At 36.9% G+C, this 22,291-nt stretch carries 18 protein-coding genes; 2 read left to right on the plus strand and 16 right to left on the minus strand.

Annotation, left to right across the window (positions count from 1 at the left end):
* The first annotated feature begins 11 nt into the window (after positions 1–11).
* Positions 12–1,421: an MBL fold metallo-hydrolase RNA specificity domain-containing protein gene (locus KQP93_RS15315; RefSeq protein WP_217875092.1), complete on the plus strand. Its 1,410-nt coding sequence runs from the start codon at positions 12–14 to the stop codon at positions 1,419–1,421.
* Between the two features lie 848 nt (positions 1,422–2,269).
* Here the strand turns inward: KQP93_RS15315 and KQP93_RS15320 are convergent.
* From KQP93_RS15320 to KQP93_RS15375, 12 genes are all read right to left on the minus strand, one after another.
* On the minus strand, positions 2,270–2,641 hold the full coding sequence (locus KQP93_RS15320) for a GxxExxY protein (RefSeq protein WP_217875093.1): 372 nt from the start codon (positions 2,639–2,641) through the stop codon (positions 2,270–2,272).
* Between the two features lie 1,635 nt (positions 2,642–4,276).
* Positions 4,277–5,185 carry a UTP--glucose-1-phosphate uridylyltransferase GalU gene (gene galU / locus KQP93_RS15325; RefSeq protein ID WP_217875094.1) on the minus strand — a complete coding sequence of 303 codons (909 nt, stop codon included), beginning with the start codon at positions 5,183–5,185 and terminating at the stop codon, positions 4,277–4,279.
* Positions 5,186–6,289: 1,104 nt separating this feature from the next.
* Entirely contained in the window at positions 6,290–7,300 is a 1,011-nt protein-coding gene (locus KQP93_RS15330; protein WP_217875095.1) for an NAD-dependent epimerase, read from the minus strand.
* 754 nt (positions 7,301–8,054) lie between these two features.
* Positions 8,055–9,221, minus strand: a complete 1,167-nt coding sequence (locus KQP93_RS15335) for a nucleotide sugar dehydrogenase (RefSeq protein ID WP_217875096.1) — start codon at positions 9,219–9,221, stop codon at positions 8,055–8,057.
* A gap of 200 nt (positions 9,222–9,421) precedes the next feature.
* Positions 9,422–11,380, minus strand: a complete 1,959-nt coding sequence (locus KQP93_RS15340) for a nucleoside-diphosphate sugar epimerase/dehydratase (protein WP_217875097.1) — start codon at positions 11,378–11,380, stop codon at positions 9,422–9,424.
* Positions 11,381–11,666: 286 nt separating this feature from the next.
* Positions 11,667–12,050, minus strand: a complete 384-nt coding sequence (locus KQP93_RS15345; RefSeq protein WP_217875098.1) for a four helix bundle protein — start codon at positions 12,048–12,050, stop codon at positions 11,667–11,669.
* Positions 12,051–12,229: 179 nt separating this feature from the next.
* Positions 12,230–12,778, minus strand: a complete 549-nt coding sequence (locus KQP93_RS15350; RefSeq protein WP_217875099.1) for a sugar transferase — start codon at positions 12,776–12,778, stop codon at positions 12,230–12,232.
* A 15-nt stretch (positions 12,779–12,793) separates the two neighbouring features.
* Positions 12,794–13,732 carry a UDP-glucose 4-epimerase family protein gene (locus KQP93_RS15355; protein WP_217875100.1) on the minus strand — a complete coding sequence of 313 codons (939 nt, stop codon included), beginning with the start codon at positions 13,730–13,732 and terminating at the stop codon, positions 12,794–12,796.
* Complete coding sequence (locus KQP93_RS15360) at positions 13,729–14,898, minus strand: glycosyltransferase family 4 protein (protein ID WP_217875101.1); 1,170 nt, start codon at positions 14,896–14,898, stop codon at positions 13,729–13,731. The genes KQP93_RS15355 and KQP93_RS15360 overlap by 4 nt, the downstream gene beginning before the upstream one ends.
* Positions 14,886–15,746 carry an ATP-grasp fold amidoligase family protein gene (locus tag KQP93_RS15365; protein WP_217875102.1) on the minus strand — a complete coding sequence of 287 codons (861 nt, stop codon included), beginning with the start codon at positions 15,744–15,746 and terminating at the stop codon, positions 14,886–14,888. The genes KQP93_RS15360 and KQP93_RS15365 overlap by 13 nt, the downstream gene beginning before the upstream one ends.
* Before the next feature lie 11 nt (positions 15,747–15,757).
* Positions 15,758–16,606, minus strand: coding sequence for a glycosyltransferase family 2 protein (locus tag KQP93_RS15370; protein WP_217875103.1), 849 nt, complete (start codon positions 16,604–16,606; stop codon positions 15,758–15,760).
* Positions 16,596–17,507: a hypothetical protein gene (locus KQP93_RS15375; protein WP_217875104.1), complete on the minus strand. Its 912-nt coding sequence runs from the start codon at positions 17,505–17,507 to the stop codon at positions 16,596–16,598. The genes KQP93_RS15370 and KQP93_RS15375 overlap by 11 nt, the downstream gene beginning before the upstream one ends.
* Here KQP93_RS15375 and KQP93_RS21675 point away from each other — a divergent pair.
* Entirely contained in the window at positions 17,483–17,668 is a 186-nt protein-coding gene (locus tag KQP93_RS21675; protein ID WP_440590142.1) for a hypothetical protein, read from the plus strand. The genes KQP93_RS15375 and KQP93_RS21675 overlap by 25 nt on opposite strands.
* A 661-nt stretch (positions 17,669–18,329) precedes the next feature.
* On the opposite strand, the gene KQP93_RS15385 is transcribed toward KQP93_RS21675, so the two are convergent.
* Genes KQP93_RS15385 through KQP93_RS15400 form a run of 4 tightly spaced genes read right to left on the minus strand, consistent with a single transcriptional unit; the run spans position 18,330 to position 22,286 of the window.
* The gene (locus tag KQP93_RS15385; RefSeq protein WP_303396562.1) at positions 18,330–19,544 is read right to left on the minus strand and encodes an oligosaccharide flippase family protein; all 1,215 of its coding nucleotides are present in this window, start codon (positions 19,542–19,544) and stop codon (positions 18,330–18,332) included.
* Between the two features lie 44 nt (positions 19,545–19,588).
* Positions 19,589–20,341, minus strand: a complete 753-nt coding sequence (locus tag KQP93_RS15390) for a capsular biosynthesis protein (RefSeq protein WP_217875107.1) — start codon at positions 20,339–20,341, stop codon at positions 19,589–19,591.
* Positions 20,342–20,349: 8 nt separating this feature from the next.
* Positions 20,350–21,915: an aminoglycoside phosphotransferase family protein gene (locus tag KQP93_RS15395; protein WP_217875108.1), complete on the minus strand. Its 1,566-nt coding sequence runs from the start codon at positions 21,913–21,915 to the stop codon at positions 20,350–20,352.
* Complete coding sequence (locus tag KQP93_RS15400) at positions 21,906–22,286, minus strand: HAD-IIIC family phosphatase (protein WP_217875109.1); 381 nt, start codon at positions 22,284–22,286, stop codon at positions 21,906–21,908. Before KQP93_RS15400 ends, KQP93_RS15395 begins: the two co-directional genes overlap by 10 nt.
* Positions 22,287–22,291: the final 5 nt, after the last annotated feature.

The raw sequence follows: 22,291 nt of genomic DNA on the forward strand, positions 1-22,291 counted from the left end.
AGGATATTATTATGCATATAAAACACCACGGAGCAGTTAATGGTGTTACTGGATCTTGCCACCAGCTTATTATTGACGACAACAACTCAATACTTATCGACTGCGGGCTGTTTCAGGGTGAAGATAGCTACGAAGATCTCAATATCGACTTTGACATATCAACCGTAAAAGCATTAATCGTCACACACTGCCATATCGATCATGTTGGCCGCATACCCTACCTATTTGTTGCCGGGTTTAAAGGCCCTATTTATACCTCTATCGCAACCGCTAAATTATTACCCATGGTCATTGAAGATGCATTAAAAGTGGGTGTAACAAGAGATGAAGCAATCATTAGAACTTGTTTAAAAAGACTAAAACAACAAATAGTTCCCCTCGATTTCAAAAAATGGTACTCCATCCCTGTAGGTGCGGGCTTCAGCCCCGAAAAAGCAGCCTCGAGCTCCCAAAGCCAAGAAGCTTTATTTAAAATCCGCCTACAACGTGCTGGCCACATTCTTGGCTCTGCCTATGTAGAGATTGAACTTGGCAAAAAGCCAAATAACCACAGAGTTGTATTTTCAGGTGATTTAGGTGCGCCTTATACACCGTTATTACCTTCACCTAAACCGCCCTACCGCGCAGATACACTTGTGATTGAATCTACCTATGGTGATAAAACCCATGATGGCCGTAAGACACGGGTTAAAGTATTAAAAAATATTATAGAGCGAGCTGTTGCAGATAATGGCGTGATGCTTATTCCTGCATTCAGTATTGGCCGTACGCAAGAGCTACTTTATGAGCTAGAGCAAATAATTTACTCAGCTCGTAAAAATTCAATGTGGCATAAGCTACAAGTAATTGTAGACTCGCCAATGGCGGCTAACTTCACTGCCGAGTACCAACACTTTAAAACCTTGTGGGATAACGAGGCCAAAAGAAGAATTAAGCAAGGTAGGCACCCGTTAGACTTTAGCCAGCTGCATACTATTGATACTCATCAAGAACACATGGCACTCATTAACTTTTTAAGTTCAAGGCAACAACCAGCAATAATCATTGCAGCCAGTGGTATGTGCACCGGCGGCAGAATCGTTAATTACCTTGAGAGGTTTTTACCCGACAAAACAACCGATATCATTTTTGTGGGTTATCAAGGTAAAGGCACGTTAGGGCGTGATATTCAAACCTATGGACCAAAAGGCGGTTACGTTTATATTAATAACGAAAAGGTTTATATAAACGCTGCAATACATACCATCAGTGGCTACAGCGCCCATGCAGATCAAAAGGGATTAATTAGGTTTGTAAAGGGTATGAAAAAGAAGCCGAAGTTGATCAAAATAGTTCACGGCGATGACGAAGCCAAAGCAACCCTAGCTAAAAAATACCAAGCCCTACTCGGCGATAAAACAAAGGTTGAAATAGCTAGCTAGATTGATCTTCATATACTACGTTGAACCACTGAGTACACGGAGGCACTGCGCACTACACAGAGAAAACCAAAATTAATTATTCGAAATTTAATCTAGAGAGCTAACTGTAGCGCCAATGATGCAATCGGCTTAAATGCTTTTTGAACCACAGAGAACACAGAGGCACTGCGCACTACACAGAGAAAACCAAAATTAATTATTGAAATTTAATCTAGAGAGCTATCTGTAGCAACTGTGGTGTAATCGCCTTAAATAATTTTGAACCACAGAGTACATAGAGGCACTACGTGCTACACAGAGAAAACTAAAGTTAATTATTCGAGATTTAATCTAGAGAGCTATCTGTAGCAACTGTGGTGTAATCGCCTTAAATAATTTTGAACCACAGAGTACATAGAGGCACTGCGTGCTGCACAGAGAAAACCAAAATTAATTATTGAAATTTAATCTAGAGAGCTATCTGTAGCAACTGTGGTGTAATCGCCTTTAATAATTTTGAACCACAGAGAGCACAGAGGCGCTTCGCGCTATACAGAGAAAACAAAAGTTAATTATTCGAAATTTAATCAAGGGAGCTAACCGTAGCGCCTATGATGTAATTAAGTGTTAATAATTTTGAACCACAGAGAGCACAGAGGCACTGCGCGCTACACAGAGAAAACCAGGTTAATAATTAGAAGTTTAATCAAGGGAACTAACTGTAGCGCCTATGATGTAATTAAGTTTGAATAATTTTGAACTACAAAGAGCATAGAGGCGCTTCGCTTTAGAGGAAACAACTCTGAGTAAGCAGGCGCTTGACCTTAATACATCAGTGGCTCCAATTAGTTTTCAAGCTAAGAGAAATACTAAACTTGAATTCGCTTAACACCATCTACCAGCCTAGTAACATTAAAGTTAATCAGCAAGCCTGTTTTGATACCTGTTAATTTTAGATATGTAATTAACTGTGCTGTGTGTATTGGTAAAAGCTTATCGACTGCTTTTAATTCTATAATTAACTCCCTTGGAAGTAGTATATCGAGTCGATACCCTGCATCTAAAGATAAATTCTTGTATAAAATAGGTAATTCAACCTGATTAAAAGGAGAAAGTTCAGCTTGCTTTAGCTCATATACCAAACAACTTTCATAAGTAGACTCTAATAAACCAGGCCCAAGTTGTTTATGTACTTCAATCGCGCACTCAATTACTTTACGGGTAATGATGTCAGTTTCCATATAGCCATCCTTGCTAATATTGAACATTAAAAAGCAGTTTATAATTTAAGAATAGCTTAAATTATCTTAATAAAACGAAAAATACTTTTTGAACCACAGAGTACACAGAGGCGCTGCGCGCTACATAGAGAAATAAAATATTAAACAGTAGGCGTCACGCTTGCTTGGCGTGCCTTATATACAACGCCATTCAATCAACCAATATCTGACCCACAAAAAACACTATGAACCACAGAGTACACAGAGGCGCTTCGCGCTACACAGAGAAATAAAATATTAAACAGTAGGCGTCACGCTTGCTTGGCGCGCCTTACATACAATGCCATTCAATCAACCAATATCTGACCCACAAAAAACACTATGAACCACAGAGTACACAGAGGCACTGCGCGCTACACAGAGAAATAAAATATTAAACAGTAGTCGTCACGCTTACTTGGCGCGCCTTACATACAATGCCATTCAATCAACCAATATCTGACCCACAAAAAACACTATGAACCACAGAGTACACAGAGGCACTGCGCGCTACACAGAGAAATAAAATATTAAACAGTAGGCGTCACGCTTGCTTGGCGCGCCTTACATACAATGCCATTCAATCAACCAATATCTGACCCACAAAAAACACTATGAACCACAGAGTACACAGAGGCACTGCGCGCTACACAGAGAAATAAAATATTAAACAGTAGTCGTCACGCTTACTTGGCGCGCCTTACATACAATGCCATTCAATCAACCAATATCTGACCCACAAAAAACACTATGAACCACAGAGTACACAGAGGCGCTTCGCGCTACACAGAGAAATAAAATATTAAACAGTAGGCGTCACGCTTGCTTGGCGCGCCTTACATACAATGCCATTCAATCAACCAATATCTGACCCACAAAAAACACTATGAACCACAGAGTACACCGAGGCGCTTCTCGCTACATAGAGAAACCAAATGACCACATAGAGATTGTGAGACGCTGCGCTGAAGAGAAATACTATTTTGAAACTCTCTTTCTCTTCCTCTGTGCTCTCTATGACCTCTGTGGTTCAATCAAGATCTTCGCGCGAAATAAATTTCACGCCTACGGTGTCGCCTATCACCTCAGTGACCAATATGCATGCTCACATTAACACTCACGGCGAGCTTTTCTCTTTGTATAAAAACACTTTTAGCCACAGAGCGCACAGAGGCGCTTCGCGCTTCATAGAGAAAATTAAATTAATTCTAAAACTCATAAAACACCGGGCTGAAGATAAAGCACCTTGTACCTCTTTCTCTTCCTCTGTGCTCTCTGTGCCCTCTGTGGTTCAAAGCTCTTAAAATTTTGGTATCCAAAACATCCCACAAACTAACATAACACTACCAAACAGCTCTTTCTGAGTTTTTAGTCTTGCCGTATTTACCTCTGTGTTCTCTGTGTCCTCTGTGGTTCAAAAGAGATCTTACGTGCATAATAAATTTCAGACCTACGGTATCAAATATCACTTTAGTAAAGAGTCTACACATTCACCTTAAGTCTATTAATTATCTCAATCTGTAATCCTCGCCCCTTTGTGTTTAAAATTCTATCTAATAAACAAAAACGCCTACACAATGTGTAGGCGTTTAGATATATCAGAAACTGACAAAGAGATTAAACCGCTTTTAAATGACTCACTTTTGGCTCAACCATTTCACTTAAAAACTCAGAGAACTCTGCGCCTAGATTATCATCGCGCATACTGTATTCTACAATTGCTTTTAAATAACCAAGCTTATCACCACAGTCATGTGCTCTGCCACTCATGTGGAAAGCCTCAACAACTTCAGTTTTCATCAGCTCATCAATCGCATCGGTTAATTGAATTTCGCCACCAGCGCCCGCAGGTGTTTTAGCAAGTAACGGCCAAATAGCTTTTGATAACACATAACGGCCAACAACCGCTAAATTAGAAGGTGCTTCTTCAGCCTTTGGTTTTTCAACCATGGTTTTAATTGGCGCACTTTCGCCTGCTTTAATTTTTACACCACCAATATCTGCAATACCATATTTGTGCACACTTTCTTGCGGAACAGGTTCCAGCATAATTTGGCTTGCTTTAACGTCTTTAAAGCGCTTAATCATAGCGGCAATGTTCTCGTTTTTTTGGTCAGCAGTGTAACTATCTAAAATAACATCAGGCAGTACAACAACAAAATCGTCATCACCGACTATTGGCTTTGCGCACATAACTGCGTGACCTAAGCCCATAGCTTCGCCTTGACGAACATGCATAATGGTTACATCAGGTGGGCAGATAGAACGAACTTCTTCTAGCAGTGTTCGCTTTACACGTTTTTCGAGTGTAGCCTCTAGCTCAAAGCTAGTATCAAAGTGATTTTCAATAGCGTTTTTTGAGCTATGAGTTACTAATACAATCTCTTTAATACCGGCAGCTACACACTCGTTTACGATGTATTGAATAAGTGGTTTATCAACTAACGGCAGCATTTCTTTAGGAATTGCTTTGGTCATTGGAAGCATACGGGTACCAAGGCCCGCAACTGGGATCACTGCTTTCATATTAAGTCCCTTATCTAATAATTTAATCTACAATAATACCAAACTAACAGTACCAATGTAGATACAAGCTGAATGGTTTTTTATTTTATTTTTCGTTAATACCAATGTTCACGAAGAGGTTATGAGACAGAAATACTAGTTGAATCCCTCCTTCTCTTCCTCTGTGCTCTCTGTGACCTCTATGGTTCAATCAAGATCTTCACGCAAAATAAATTTCACGCCTACAGTGTCGTCTATCAGCTCAGCAGCGAATATGTGCGCTCACATTAACACTCACGGCTAGCTTTTCTTTTTGTGTAAAAACACATTTGAACCACAGAGTACACCGAGGCGCTTCGCGCTACACAGAGAAACCAAATGATCACATAGAGATTATGAGACGCTGCGCTGAAGAGAAACACTATTTGAATCTCTCCTTCTCTTCCTCTATGTTCTCTGTGACCTCTGTGGTTCAATCAAGCTCTTCACGCGAAATAAATTTCACGCCTACATCAAAGGCAATAATTGCACAAAGAGGCTAAGAGGCGCTTCGCTGAAGAGAAACACTAATTTAAATCCCTCCTTCTCTTCCTCTGTGCTCTCTATGACCTCTGTGGTTCAATCAAGATCTTCACGCGAAATAAATTTCACGCCTACAGTGTCGTCTATCAGCTCAGCAGCGAATATGTGCGCTCACATTAACACTCACGGCTAGCTTTTCTTTTTGTGTAAAAACACATTTGAACCACAGAGTACACCGAGGCGCTTCGCGCTACACAGAGAAACCAAATGATCACATAGAGATTATGAGACGCTGCGCTAAAGAGAAATACTATTTAAATACCTCCTTCTCTACCTCCGTGATCTCAGTGCCCTCTGTGGTTAGAAAAGGTCTTTAATTCACAAAGTGGCTAAGAGATGCTTCGCTAAAAAGGAAGTATCTTTTGGTTTCCTCTTTCTCTTCTCGTTCACTTCTCTTTGTGCAATTACTTTCGCGCGAAATTGTTGTGGTCAACAAATAAATTTCACGCCTACGGTGCTGCTTATCACCTCAGCATAGAAAAAGCACATTAGACTTATAGCTTCTATGCTTTGCTCTTTCAGCCCCTAGAAATTCACAAGAGTTTATTGTTTGTTATAAAACTCTTTATACCAACTGATAAGCTCAGCTACACCTTGCTTAACACCTACAGCAGGTTTGTAACCTGTAGCTTTGTATAAGTCTTGGGTATCTGCATACGTTTTATAAACGTCACCAGCCTGCATTTCACGAAAGTTTTTCTTAGCTTCAATACCTAATTCGCTTTCAATAGCACTAATAAAGTCCATTAGGTTAATTGGGCTACCATGGCCAATGTTGTACACCTTAAACGGGGCAGAACTTGTTGCCGGTGAACCGGTTTCAACTTTCCAGTTATCATCACGTTCAGGTACTACATCAGCGGCACGTACAACTCCTTCAACGATATCGTCAATGAAGGTGAAGTCACGCCACATATCGCCATTGTTATTAATATCGATCGTATCGCCGTCGAGGATCTTTTTAGTAAAAATATAAGGCGCCATATCTGGGCGACCCCATGGGCCATAAACCGTAAAAAAACGTAAGCCTGTTGTTGGCAAGTTATACAAATGCGAGTAACTATGAGCCATTAGCTCATTAGCTTTTTTAGTAGCTGCATAAAACGAAACCGGGTGATCAACACTGTCGGTTGTTTCGAATGGAGTTTTTTCGTTTAAGCCATAAACAGAGCTCGACGAAGCATAAACTAAATGCGCAACCTTATTGTGACGACACCCTTCAAGTACATTTAAATGACCAACAAGGTTTGAATCTGCATAAGCGTCTGGATTTTCAATTGAATAACGCACGCCAGCTTGTGCTGCTAAATGAATAACACGATCAAATTGCTCATTTTTGAAAAGTTCAGCCATTGCAGTACGCTCTGCAATATCAAGTTTAACAAAACTAAAGTTGCTGTTATCTTTAATTAGCTCAAGGCGGGCAAGTTTTAAATTTACATCGTAATAGTCGTTTAGGTTATCAATACCAACAACTGTATGGCCTTGCGCTAGTAGCTTTTGGCAAGTAGCTGCGCCAATAAAACCCGCAGCTCCGGTTACTAAATATTTCATTTTATTCCTACTTTTTTAGAGCCCGAAGGCCGCCAATTCTTTTGACTTAATTAAAGCTTTAATGCTCTTACTTTGAACCACAGAGTACACCAAGGCGCAACGCGCTACACAGAGAAACTAAATGTTCGCAAAGAGATAAAGAGACGCTGCGCTTTAAATAAAAAGCTTAAATACCTCCTTCTCAACCTCTATGCTCTCTATGCCCTCTGTGGTTTTAATTAGGTTAAAGATAGAAAAACACTATGAACCACAGAGCACACAGAGGCGCTGCGCTTCAGAGAAAACAAAAAGCTTTATTATCACTTCCTCGTTCTTTTCTCGTTTACTTATCTTTGTTCAAAGGTTCTTTAATTCGTAGGAACGGCTTTAGCTGTGAATTACACTAAAGACTTCGGCACTAAAGTACCTCCTACATTACCTAAAAACAGCACTGTGCATATCTGATTCTATAAATTACTTCCTCTGTGCTCTCAGTGTCCTCTGTGGTTCAATCAAGCTCTTTGCGAGAAATAAATTTCACGCCTACATTAAATACAACTAATCGCACAAAGAGGCTAAGAGACGCTGCGCTTTAGAGGAAATAAAAAATGATCTTGTGGTTTCCTCATTCTCTTCTCATTCACTTCTCTTTGTGAATAAATTTTCGTGCGAAGTAAATTTCATACCTACGATGCCACCAATCACCTCAGCGGCGAATATGCACATTCAGCTCAAAACTGACAGCTGAAAGCTGAAAGCTGACAGCTAATTCGCATTAATCACTTCCAAACAAATCGCGGGTATAAACCTTATCTGCTACATCTTGTAACTCTTCGGCCATGCGGTTAGACACAATTACATCAGAGATACTTTTAAGCTCATCAAGGTTTTTAATTACACGCGAATTAAAGAATGCTTCGCCTTCAAAGGTTGGCTCGTAAACCACTACTTCAATACCTTTAGCTTTAATGCGTTTCATAATGCCTTGAATAGCCGACGCCCTAAAATTATCAGAGCCAGATTTCATCACTAAACGATAAATACCCACCACTTTAGGTTTACGATTAATAATGGAGTTAGCAATAAAATCTTTACGAGTCGTATTGGCATCTACAATCGCACGGATCATATTGTTCGGCACATCTTGGTAGTTAGCTAATAGCTGCTTGGTATCTTTAGGTAAACAGTAACCACCATAACCAAACGATGGGTTGTTATAGTGTTTACCAATACGTGGGTCTAGGCCTACACCTTCAATAATCTGTTTTGCATCTAAACCATGGCTTTCGGCGTAGCTGTCTAACTCGTTAAAGTAAGCTACACGCATTGCTAGGTAAGTGTTCGAAAATAACTTAATCGCCTCAGCTTCGGTTGAGTCAGTAAATAATACTTCGATATCTGTTTTTACAGCGCCCTCTGCCAATAAATTTGCAAACACTTTCGCGCGCTCACTTTGTTCACCCACAATAATACGTGATGGGTGTAAGTTATCGTATAGCGCTTTACCTTCACGTAAAAACTCAGGCGAAAAAATAATATTATCAGTACCAAACTGCTCTTTTACTGATTTGGTATAACCCACTGGCACTGTTGACTTAATGATCATGGTAGCGGTTGGGTTTATAGCTAACACGTCGCTAATTACCGACTCCACCGAGCGAGTATTAAAATAATTAGTTTCTGGGTCATAATCAGTTGGAGTGGCAATGACTACAAATTCGGCATTTAAAAGCGCTGACTCTTTATTTGTGGTTGCGCTAAAGTTAAGTGGCTTATTTTGTAAAAAATCACTAATTTCAGTATCAACGATTGGCGACTGTTTACTTTGTAATAGAGCAACCTTTTGCTCATCAATATCTAAAGCAACAACCTTGTTATACTGCGCTAAAAGCATTGCATTAGACAGGCCTACATAACCCGTACCAACTACCGCTATTTTCATTTAATAATATCCTTTCGTATAAGCCGCACCTTCACTGGAAGATACTTATTTTACCAGTATTATAAGCAACATCAGCTCTAGTTAGAACCTTATAAAAAGCTAATTGAGCTATATGTAATACACTTAAATAAATTTCATAGCTTTAAAAACAATTAAAGCGCGAAAAATCGCGCTCAAAAAGAGTAAAAACACAAAAAATTCTAACCTTTAAAGTTAACAACCTTACTTGGCTGTTCATCATTTGCTACGGGTTTAGCTTGTTTTGCATTCCAAACTAAATCACAAATGCCATCAGTCGGGTTAAAGCCTGTTGGTGCATCAAGTAGTAATTGGCGAATTGTTTGGTGATCAAAATTATGGCATGCAATATCTAACGCTTCTAAAAATACGTTGAGCTCAGGGAGTGGCAGCATGACTTCGTTTGCAGTCATTATACGCTCGTGTGATGTTTCGCCAACATTATCGCCAATCAATAGCTCTTCAAATAACTTTTCGCCAGGGCGAAGGCCGGTACATTCTATGGCTATATCACCATGCGGGTTTGCTTCATCTTTTACTTCAAAACCTGAAAGGCGAATCATTTTTGTCGCGAGGTCTTTAATTTTTACAGACTCGCCCATGTCGAGTACAAATACATCACCGCCTTTACCCATAGAGCCTGCTTGTATAACAAGCTGTGCAGCCTCTGGTATGGTCATAAAAAAGCGCGTTATGTCTGGGTGAGTTAAGGTTATTGGCCCACCCTCTTTAATTTGCCTACGGAACAAGGGCACAACCGAGCCGCTTGAGCCAAGTACATTACCAAAGCGTACCATGCAAAAGCGGGTATTATGTTGTTTACCTTTATTTTGCGCTAAACCTTGCAAACAAAGCTCGGCCATACGTTTAGTTGCGCCCATAACATTGGTTGGCCGTACTGCTTTGTCGGTAGAAATTAGTACAAAGGTTTCGACTTTCGCGTTTACCGCAGCTTTTGCTGCATAGTAAGTACCAAATACATTATTGCGCACCCCTTCAACAACATTGTGTTCAACTAAAGGGACATGCTTGTATGCAGCTGCGTGGTAAACCGTTTGTACACCAAAGGCCATCATTACAGTTTCAATCCGGTTAATACGCTGCACAGAGCCCATAATTGGCACTAGCTTTACGCTTAAGTTATTATGAGTAATATACTCACTCAGCTCTTTTTCGATTGAATATAAGCCAAACTCGTTTACCTCAAACAGAACAAGTTTTTTAGGTTGTTGTTTAACTATTTGCCTACATAACTCAGAACCTATAGAGCCACCCGCCCCAGTCACCATAACCACTTTATTAGTGATATTAGCTGCCATTAACTCAGGTTTTGGGTCTACAGGGTCACGGCCTAATAAATCTTCTATCTCCACGTCTCTGAATTCAGAGAGTTTAGCTTTACCTTCAACCACATCGGCCATACCTGGTATAGAGAGTACGGTTACTTTTAACGGCTCTAACTGAGCTAAAATTTGTTTACGGCGGGCGCGGCTTTCGCTAGGTAAAGCAAGTAACACCTTGCTAACAGGGCCTTTATTTACAAGGTCGTAAATACCTTTAAAACATAAAACGGGGATACCCTGAATTATTGAGCCTTGCTTTGTTGTATCGTCGTCTATAAAAGCACGTACATAGTACTCCGGCCCCGTGTTTAATGCTGTTGCAAGCTGTCTACCTGCAGAGCCTGCACCATAAATAATGACCGACTCTTTATTAGCAGTAGTTAAACGGCCAATCATAGAGCGGGCCACAATACGTGAGCCACCTACAGTGAGTAAACAAAGCCATGCAAAAATAAAAGGCATGGTACGCGGTATGTTTGTACCAATAAAAAACGCAATTAAAACTAACGAAACTGTGCTTATTAATGTACCAAACACAATAGCCCATAACGCATGAGTATTCATGTACCTAAGTACTGCGCGATATAAACCTAAATTAACAAACGCAAATAACGAGGTAGGAAGTAACAAAGCCAATACAAGCCAGTTATCAAAACTATAAAGTGGCGAAATGCTATCGAGCCTAACTATTAAGGCTAACCAAAATGCAGAGATAATAAAAAACGAATCAAAGAGTAAGGTAATTAACCTTTTTTTGGCGCGGGAGGCACTCAGTACAGCGCGAATATATTTATCCACAACAAGTTCCCTTTCTTGTAACGACAGCAAACTTAAAGTATCTCATCCATAACTTACTCTAAGCTTAATAATTGTTAAAATTTTATAAATTATAACTTTAAAAAGCCCAAAGTGCCACAATCTAATACAAATTCATTAACTATTGAAATTAAAAGAAAATATAGGAGCTAGGAGCTAGGAGCTAGGAGCTAGGAGCTAGGAGCTAGGAGCTAGGAGCTAGGAGCTAGGAGCTAGGAGCTAGGAGCTAGGAGCTAGGAGCTAGGAGCTAGGAGCTAGGAGCTAGGAGCTAGGAGCTACCAATATCATAAATAGACTCTCGCTCTTTAACGAAACCCTTTCTTCGCTTTATTAACGAAGCGATCATAGCTGCAACTTCTTTAGCTTCGGATACTAGCTTTAATCCATGCTCTTTTTCTATAAATCCAATTTCAACGCCAATATAAAGCTGTGTAACTAACTCACCAGCAGAACCTTTAGCATAATACAAAAATCTAGACTCATCATTCACAGTTTCACGCTCTATTCCCTCGGCTATATTAGAAGGGATAGAAACAGCTGAACGCGTTACTTGGTCTTTAAAGCCATAATCCTTACAATCTTTAGTAACTTTATAGATATCACAAGCTAAACGAGAAGCTCTCTTCCAAACATCCAGTTTTTCAAATTGCATAATTACCATCCTTAGTTCTCTAGACTTCTTCTAGAACCTAGCAATTCTCAGGACCTAGTCATTTCCCTAGAACCTAGTCATTTCCCTAGAACCTACTCACTTCCCTAGAACCTAGTCACTTCCCTAGAACCTAGTCACTTCCCTAGAACCTAGTCACTTCCCTAGAACCTAGTAACCTTTTACTTAACCCTATCCCCACTACCACTACCTGTTACAGTCATAAGAATATATTTAAAATAATTACTTAAATTTAAAGTATCGATCATCTCACGATCAGTCTTTGCAAGTAACTCAGGGGTCGACATATCAATCTCGCTAACTTGAGCAAGGCCTGTAATACCAGGGCGAACATCAAAAACATTTTTAGCATCACGCGCTGCAGTTAACTCTTCTTGGTTAAATAAACCTGGGCGAGGGCCGACCAAACTCATTTCGCCTTTCAATACATTCCAAAGCTGTGGTAGCTCATCTAACTTAGTTTTACGTAAAAAACCACCAAAAGGCGTGATAGATGCGGTACTTGCTAAGTGACTAGCAACCGATGCAGTATCAACCTTCATGGTTCTAAACTTAACCAGAGTAAATGGCTTTTTATTACGACCTACACGCTGTTGAGTAAAAATAGGTGAGCCTGTATCAAATAAACCAATAACATATAAAATAACTAAAAATGGTAAGGCAAATAACAAACCAAATAAAGCAAACAAAAAGTCTAATAAGCGTATCATTTATAAATCCATTAACTATTTTTTCGAACAATTTTTAGCGGCTAGCTTAAAGCCATGCTCAACAGTGTATGGCGGTGACCAATTAAGTGTATTTTTTGTATGAGCTATGTCTAGCTGCAATGAACCAGTCAATCGGTCTATTAAGGCTTGTTTGCCTAATAATTTACCTGCTAACTTAAAACACCATACAGGCACAGGTATAGCTAAATTGGGTTTATTTTGTACTTTAGCCATGAGTGCAACCATTTCAGCAGTAGATAAATCATGGTCATCACTTGCTAAAAACACTTGGTTAGATGCATTTGGGTGGTCAATACACACTTTAATCAAATCAACTAAGTTATAAACAGAAACTAAGTTTCGTTTATTATTTTTAATTAGCCTAAATGGTAGCGGTAAGCCTTTGCTAACCAATTTCATTAGAGATGCAAAGTTCGCTTTCACTCCTTCACCGAAAACAAGCGGGGGGCGAATTATAACTATCTCCATTCCTGTTTGCTTACCTAGCTCAAGTAATTGCTGCTCAGCCTCAGCTTTTGAAATACCGTAAGGGTCCTCGGGGGAAGGCAAGTCAGCTGAAGAGAATGGAGGCCTATTTGTTGTGCTCTCACCATTTACTTTTATAGAGCTAATAAAAATAAAGCGCTTAACTCCAGCTTGCGCGGCTTGTTTGGCTAAATTAATAGTTCCAAGTGTATTTGCAGCTCTAAAATCAGCAAGAGGGTCAAGTGCACTATCATTCATTATGTGAACTCTTGCAGCACTGTGTATTAACACATCAACTGTGTTCAAACTATCTTGCAGTTCAAGATTTTTAGTATCAATCAAATCAAAATAGCTAAAGTTAGGGTATTCAGGCAAAACCTTGCGACCTAAAAGTAAAACTTTTTTCGATTCAAGCTCTTTCAATAAAGCACTACCAACAAAACCCGTATAACCTGTTACACCGATCATTGCTCACACCTTGCTAATATTGAGCTATAAATTTCCAAATGTTTATCAACAACACTATTAACATCAAACTCCTGCTCTGCAAATTTTCGCGCCTGTTGCCCCATATTTAACCTAAGGTTAGTATTATCTATTAATTGAATAAGTGCTTCAGCTAACTTGATAGAATCACGGACCGGCACCGTTAACCCTGTTTTACCTTCAATGACAGCATCTCTACAGCCGGGGTTATTCGTTGTTACGATAGCTCGACCGCATGCAGCGGCTTCAATTAAAACTTTAGGCACTCCTTCCCCATAAAAAGAGGGTAAGCACACAATATTACTCTCAGAGAAAACATCGGGAATATCATTTCTATGACCTAGGTAGTTGATAATCCCTTCATTAACCCATTGCTCAATTTCAGTTTGCTTTACAGTGTTTGGGTTCTCTAAATCTGGTGTACCAATTAGTAAAAACTCAACATCAGGGTGAGAAGCTTTAACAACTTTCGCCGCCTCTATATATTGGTATACACCTTTTTCTTTTAACAACCGACACGCCATCGCTACTTTAGGTGCTTTGTTTAGATTTTCTGGTTTAAAATTATAAACAGATAAGTCAGCACCCGATCCTTTAATTAAAACTTTATCATTGCTATCCAGCTTAGCAACTCGAGTTAGTATTGCTTCATCTGATGTATTTTGAAAGATAACTCTTTTAAACTCTTGTGAAAGCGCTACTTTATAAAAGACTGAAGCAATAAACCTTGTAAATTTAGCCCTTAAAGAATCTGCAGTAAAAACATAACCGAGGCCAGATATGGCCGCTACAAATGGAACATTAGACTTAGTAGACTTTAAAGCTAATCCAGTATACAGGACAGGTTTTATTGTTATTGCATGCACAATATCAGGCTTAACAATATCTAGTACTTGCTTAACTTTCTTGAGTACTTTTAACTCAGAAAACACCCCCCCACCACTTCTACTGAAGGGAACCTCAATAAGGTCGAAACCCATATCTTCGAGATACTTTCTGTGCTCAGTAAACTTACAGGCAATAGTAACTTTATATCCTTTGTTCAATGCCTCTTTTGCTATTGGCAAGCGATGTGAAATGAAGAACCAGTCTACATTTACTATAAATAAAAGTTTAAAACCTAATATATCTGAATTTAAATCTTCCATGGTTCCCCAAATTTTCTATCCCATTCAATACTAGGAAATTTTTCAAAGCCAGCACCTGGATATACAGTAAGCTCACCAAAAGTTATCCGACTATTATACCAGTATAAATCGACTCTAATAAAATCAAAGTTTGCACCAATTCTCTCGGCTATTTCTATCATTCCATCTAGAAAAGGTGGCTTCGGTGGTATAGGTAATTTTCTTGAATGAGAAAAAGAGAACCCTAAATCTTCCCAATCTCGATCAAACATATTTCTTTTGTGATCTAAAAACCTGTCAGAATCCAACTGAATAAAGTGGACTTTACCATGATAAACAAAAAGTTTGTAATCATCAGGTTCTTTACCTCCAAAATCCAAAAACTCCTCAATAAACACTTTGGGTTCTATATTTTCGTAAGCCCATTCTCCTAACGAACCTGACTGGTCATGCTTTAACCATACCTTTGCTAAAGCTTTCATTTTTGATTTGCTAAGATGCTTAGAGTCTTTAATAATTTCGATTGTTTGACTAGTGTGATTTGCTTTATAAACATAATCCACAGGTAAGTTTTCTAAATTTAGGTAATCTATCTCTTCTGCTGAACTTGCACTCCAAAGTGTTTTAGGTATATATATATCATCTACAAGCTCTTTAACAAAAAGCTTTGAAGCAATTTTATCTGCAGCGACCGTTAACAAATTATCCCTGTCAGTAACTTTCTTAACCTGTAACTTTTCAGTAAAACACTGAGGTGATGAGAAGTTACAAAGTCTTCTAAACCTCCTGTAGTAGAGAATCTGAATTCTTAAATAAAGTGGTAGTTTTGATAAGAGAGAAGAAAAAATTTTATATTGAAGGCTTGGCATATATAGGTCACTTACTTAATTATAACTTTCATAAAATTAATAACAAAACGATCTAGTGGCCTCAAAATATTATCAGAAGATTTAATAAACTTTTCATCTCTAGTTTTGATGGCTCGTAAATAGTGCTTCCATAACATAAATGACAAATAAACTCGAAGTGAAGAGAATTTAACCTTCGGGTATATTTTCAGTATTGGCAACGGTAATTCACCAACTCGCTTATCTCGGCTATCATCGTCTTGCACTTCAATATAAACAGAGGGATTACTATCATAAAAAATAGAGTTGTTCGTTGCAATATTTATCCACAAATACAAATCTTCAGCGACATTAGCACCTAAAGGGAACAATCCGCTATCATAAAGAACTTTCTTTTTAAAAACGGCCTTTGAACTATTAATTAAGGAACCAAATATTGACCTTATGAAGAAGTGATTCTCTATACCATATTTTTCACCAACATAAGGAGTAACTAACTTGCCATTTAAGTAATGAGATCCTGAATAAACTTCACAAGCATCATTATGTAATATAGCGTCATATCGAGCACTCCAGAAGTCGCTTGACCAATAATCATCTGCATCAAGAAATGCTATGTAATCATTTCTTGCTTTATCAATGCCAAGATTTCTAGTCGCCGCAACACCTTCATTATCTTTATCTATAATGCAAACTGTAAATGGCACCTCTCTATTATTAAAAAAAGATCTAACTATAGCAAGGCTTTCATCTGTAGACCCATCATTAATAATTATTAACTCATCAATACTCCTTTTTTGTGAGAGCACCGAATCCAAAGCTCTCACAATACTATATGATTTATTATATAACGGAATTATAACTGACAATTTAATATCCATAGGAACCACTATAAACGATAAACGAGCACAAAATAATATTAATAACAACAAAAAATAAGAATATTACATAGTTGAGAGTGTAGTAAAGATTTTTATATGAAAGTAAAAGGAGAGGCAAAACAATATACAGTAATCTACCACCTACTGGAGCTATTATGTGTAACCCTATAATCAACAAGGCGGACAAAAATGCGATCCCGCACTCTTTACTCTTATTAAGAAACATTAAAAAGGATGTAAAAACAAGGAAATACATAAGCCGCCCCCAACCTCGATCATTACTGATTTCTTCAGTATAAACATACGCATACTTAGTTGGGATAATCCCACTCATTACCATAGAAAATATAGCGAAAAAACCGAGCATGAACATTAATGAAAACTTAAAAGTGGAGTTGAAAATAAAGAAGAAGATCAGCGATATGATTCCACTAGCTGTATGAGTTAAAGTAGCAAAAATAAAAATAGCAATTTTCAAATAGAAGCGATTAGTTGAAAATGCTAAAAGGGAAAATGCTATTGACATAGTTTGACGAGGTGTCAAATACATTATAAATGTAATTGGGTTTATCACTAAAAGTAAAAAAATGAGGTTTTTTAAATTCCCTGCCTTTCTTGTTACAACATAACATGATGCTATAAAAGACAAATTACAAATAAAATAATAGTGCCAAGCTGACAGCTTCAATTTAGAAAGAATATCCATAATACTTGCACTAATTATTTCTTTCGAAAACCTAACCATAGCAAGACCATTAGCTTCTATATACATTTGGTAACCATCATAGTCAAAAAAAGAATAAACATTATTTTGAATGATAATAAAAGCAACAGTGGCAATTAGAAGCGCTAAAGAATCAGAAACATTTAGATTTAATTTTATGTCTTTATAACTTATCATTGGATCGCACTAATCTAAAAATATTTTTTAACCTGCAAGTAATAGCTTTGAATTCTTGCAATATAGCAACAGAACGCTTCACTTCTTCACCGCTCTCCCTAAGCAAAGACCAATTTAATGGCGCAGTAAAGTTCATTGTTTTTACTAAAACTATTTTATGAGCTAGAAATAGATCTAATTGACCTTCCGCCCACTTTCTAACTTTTTCATAGTATATATTTTTGGGTATATCGTTCATTGATGAGAGAACATCGGCTGCTGGTCTATTCATCAACATCACGCAATCGGTAGCTCCAGCCTTTCTAAAATAATCTATATCACTTTGATAAGTAGGTACGAAATAGCAAGCACGGAATAAAATAGGTAAATTTTTATCGTGAAGTGAAAAATATTCTAATGCACTTGCCATAGGTAAATGACTTTTAAATAATATATCAGGTCGGGTTAATAGATACGCTGAATAATCTTTTTCACTTAATGCCAAGTTAATAGCCTTGGACATAGAGTAGTGCATTGATTTCATACCCGCTATATCATATCCGGTGTGCGGGCAAGGTTCAGCCACTAATTGAAGGGGTTCATCAACAACTAACAACCTTGGAGAATATAGTTCTTTAATCTTATCAACATCCACATTATCGTTATTAGTTGTATTCACATCATAAAATGACTCAGTCGTCCGCTCTTTTTTACTCCATGTATGTATATATACATCAATATTATAAAGGTTTCTATCTAGGCTATTTAATAAGGATAGAGCACAACTTTCAAAAGTTCTCATATTTCCAAAAAGAATTATCGCTATATTTTCTTTCTGTTTAATCATTTCATTTCACTCTTTAATACAGTTTTTAAATAGCTATATTTAAATAATCTTTCAAATGAGGTTAATAACAATAAATTTTGACCGGCCATGAATAATAAAATGGATATACAGACCCCAAATCCATCTAAAAAACTTATAAGACCAATGCTTATTGGTAAGTTAATCAAAGCATTTAAAAAAAGCTTACTTCTTACAATTTTTTCTTGGCCTGACATCAACATGACAGCACCAACAGGCCCTAAAGAACAGAAAATAAATTGTCCTAAGATTACAATCGTAAGATATTTACCGGCATCTACATACTCCCCCCCGAACAAATGAAGTATTTTCTCCCCGCAAAACAATATAGTTACAGTACATGCCAAGCTTGAAAAAATATGAACTTTACCATCCTTTGAGAGCTTTAGCTTTAACTCTTTATAGTTATTTTCTTTAATATATTTAGCATATAGTGGTGAATGCAAAGCATTTAGAACAATATATGGAGTTCTTATAAGGGAAGCAATTCTTACTGATACAAGAATTAATGCAATTTGCTCAACATTGAGAACTGTTTTACCAAATTGAATAGGAAAAAAAGTCGCAACTAAAGTAATTAACATAATCGAAGTATAATCCCTTACACTTTTACTATTTAATTCAACTAGAGCCTTCTTCATACTGATATTCAATTTAAAATTTAGTTTTGAGACATTAATCAGAAAAGATAAACCTAATGAAATTAAAAGACCAATTAATAAAGCATAGTAAAAGTTAGTAATACTTGCCTCAAATAAACCAAATGACACACACAGATAAGTTGCTAATAAAAAAAACAAATTATGGACTAGAGACTCTAGTAAAACACTTAAGTTAAGCCGACCTTTACCTATAAAAAAAGAAGTAAACACTTTTATTACAACAAGCAAAAATGACAGTATGAATGCTTGATAGTAAACTATAAGATCAAGTTTATGAGTAAATAAATAACTTATTAAAGCTATTAAACTAGCCACAGTTAAGACAAACAATATCATAGATAGATATTTATTTAGCTCCTCTCTGTATCCTTCATTTGTCACACTAACTGCAGAGCATTTAATAAACTTAGGTTCACAACCTAATAGAAAAAAATTACTAAATAATAGCATAGTGTTAAGTAAGAAAAGAAGGTAGCCAGCCGCCTCCAAATCTAAAGTTCTTGTAATATAGAGGGTTACAAAGAAAGCCACTAGCAAAGAGGCTCCCCGTATCCCCATGCTCAGAAGTAAATTTCTCAACCTTTATTCTCATTACACTTATAATCTTCATATTCTTTTGGAGTTCCAAAAAATATAACGTTCCGCCGTTCTATAAGGTTAAATTTAACCTCATAACCAGCCTTGATTAAGTAATTATAAAGTGGTGCAACATATAACTCTCCCTTCTCCCAGCACTCTTCTGGCAGCTTAAGATAATTTTCAAGTGCAGTTTTAAATAGAAAATACTTAGAAAAATAGTAAAGCCCAGTGCTACATAAATCAGAAATAGGCTTTTTTTCAGCTGTAAGGATTACATCATTTGACTCAGGGCTTCTTGGTTTAACAAAAGACCAATTATCACCAGTTCCTTTGAAAACTTCTAAATAACTAGAATTGATAAGCTCCGGATGTCTATAACCAGGCCTTTCAGTGTCAATATTAAAAATTGTTATTGGAAATTCATCACTATAATCACTACTTTTGTAAAGGTTCAGCCATTTATCAATTCCTAAGCTTACAGTTTCTGCCTGCCCTCGTGTTTGGAACTCAAGTTCAACGACATAAAACTCTAGAATTCCCAGGTGAAGCGCTTTTTCGTTTACAAAGTCAACTACTTCTTTACTATTTCTAGTTATAAAGAGGAATGGTGTATTTTCATAAAAACACTCGAAACTTTTTAATGAATGTTCAAACATACTCATACCATGAGCTTCTAACATGAACTTTGGTTTTTTATATCCAGCAGTTGTAAACCTTGAGCTTTGGCCCGCCATAGGTATAACTATCATTTCAACCTCTAATCAATCTTGTGATATAATCTGTAAACATTTGCAAGTATAGCCTGTTGTCTTTTTTCGCAATCTGAATGTAATGGTAACATTGATAAAAAAAGGTGTATTTGCATTGAAAGGAGAGTCTTAAAACTTAGGTCAAATTCGGTTTCTACAGCGTCTAAAAATAATTTCTGCAATCCATTCATTTCAGTATTTAGTTCTAGCGAGAACTTAATCTCATCTTCATCGTAATCAAGGTGATAAAACTCTGATATTAAGAGATCATAAAGCCCTATTATGGAATGTGATAACTTAGCAATGTCATAGCGAACATCTCCAAAAATAGTAAACTCGTTATTTGTGTTTATTCCTCTTGGATCTATAACTCTAATTGATTTACCTCTAAAGTCATAGAGTATATTGCTAAAACAAAAGTCACCATGTAAAAGACCAATCCACTCACCATTATCTTCTGGTAAATACTTATCAATTGAATTTATAATTTCAGCTACTGATATCGCTTCTACACCATTAAAGTATCTCTTTTTATCTAAGTCAAAATTACTTTCTTGTCGATACTTTTCAATTCGTTCTAAAGTTTTCAACTTCAATAATTCATTTAATTGATTTATATTCTTAGACTGGTGAACCGTTGGTCTATACTTTAAACAATCTTTTATAAACTCAATACACTTAGAGATAACATCATCCCAAACTGAAATACTTAACTCACCATAAACATAAAGTTCATTGAGAGCTGATAGATATAGATACTCTAGTTTATATGAAAAATTCCCATCAAATTTAGATGCACCTAAATACGCAGGTGTGTAAATTCGCATTTCAGCAGGTATATTATCAAACCAGTTTGACTCGGCTTGTATTTTTAACTTTTTAATTGACGACTTTTCAATATATCTTTTATTTATTTTTAACTCATTAAAAGATCTTTCAGTTGTAAACTGAGCCTTAGACTGAAAATATGTATTAACATGACCAAAATCCAACCAATCATTTGTATGTACTAAACTAACTGAAATACTATCTTTATAATCCGTAATACCTTCAAAAAAGTCCGCATGCTTTAAAGATAAAGATCTTAAAAGTTGCCTAGGATATTGAAATCTAAAAAAGCCAGATATTACTCTTTTATTGTATAAACCATTTTTCTCTAAAGGCTTTATCTCATCGATATTTTTCCAGTTATACTCACCTAAAGCAGTTGCTGTCGTAATTATATTTTCTCCATCAGGTAAACTGCTTAGTAATGTATCGCCAAATAAAATATCCAAGGAGGACTCAAAATCTATATTAGACATATTTATTGCTGTAATTAATGATTGCCCAAGACTTAAGTTGTCTGGAATTCGAATTACACTAACTTCATTCTCGCAAAAATACTTCTCATCTATAGCTGAAATTTTATATGACAAAGGAATAGATATAGCCACAGAATACTTTTCTTTGGCTAGCTCTATCTGTCGCTCGTACAGCCTTTTATTACCTAAAGGTAAAAAAGCAGGGGGAATTTTACCGAACTCGGCTTGTAGCTCTTGCTCTATGTAAGCAGCAGACATTATTAAAAACATTCATTCTCCTTTTTAAAGAGAGATTCAATCTGCAATGGGGTGAGCTCAGAAAATTCTGATGGCCTTATAGCTCTATCATCCACATAAAAACCATCAGTACCACACCAAGGTTTTCCTACTAATATTTCGTCATATGGGACATTGTGTTTATCTAACCATTTAACAATAATAGGTAATGTAAAAATATTTATTTTTCCTATATTCCCCTCAAATGTCCTCATATTTCTTGCTGTAAATATGACTATTTCAAAACCTAGTTCTTTATATTCTGTTAATTTTTTAATCACATCTAAGCGCGGGAGTACTTTCTCATAATCTTTTGTATTCAATTGAGTTAGAGTGCCATCCAGATCTATTACAAGCCTTTTCATTTAAA

It is taken from the genome of Pseudoalteromonas shioyasakiensis, from assembly GCF_019134595.1.
In the GTDB taxonomy this organism is placed as follows: Bacteria; Pseudomonadota; Gammaproteobacteria; order Enterobacterales; family Alteromonadaceae; genus Pseudoalteromonas; species Pseudoalteromonas shioyasakiensis_A.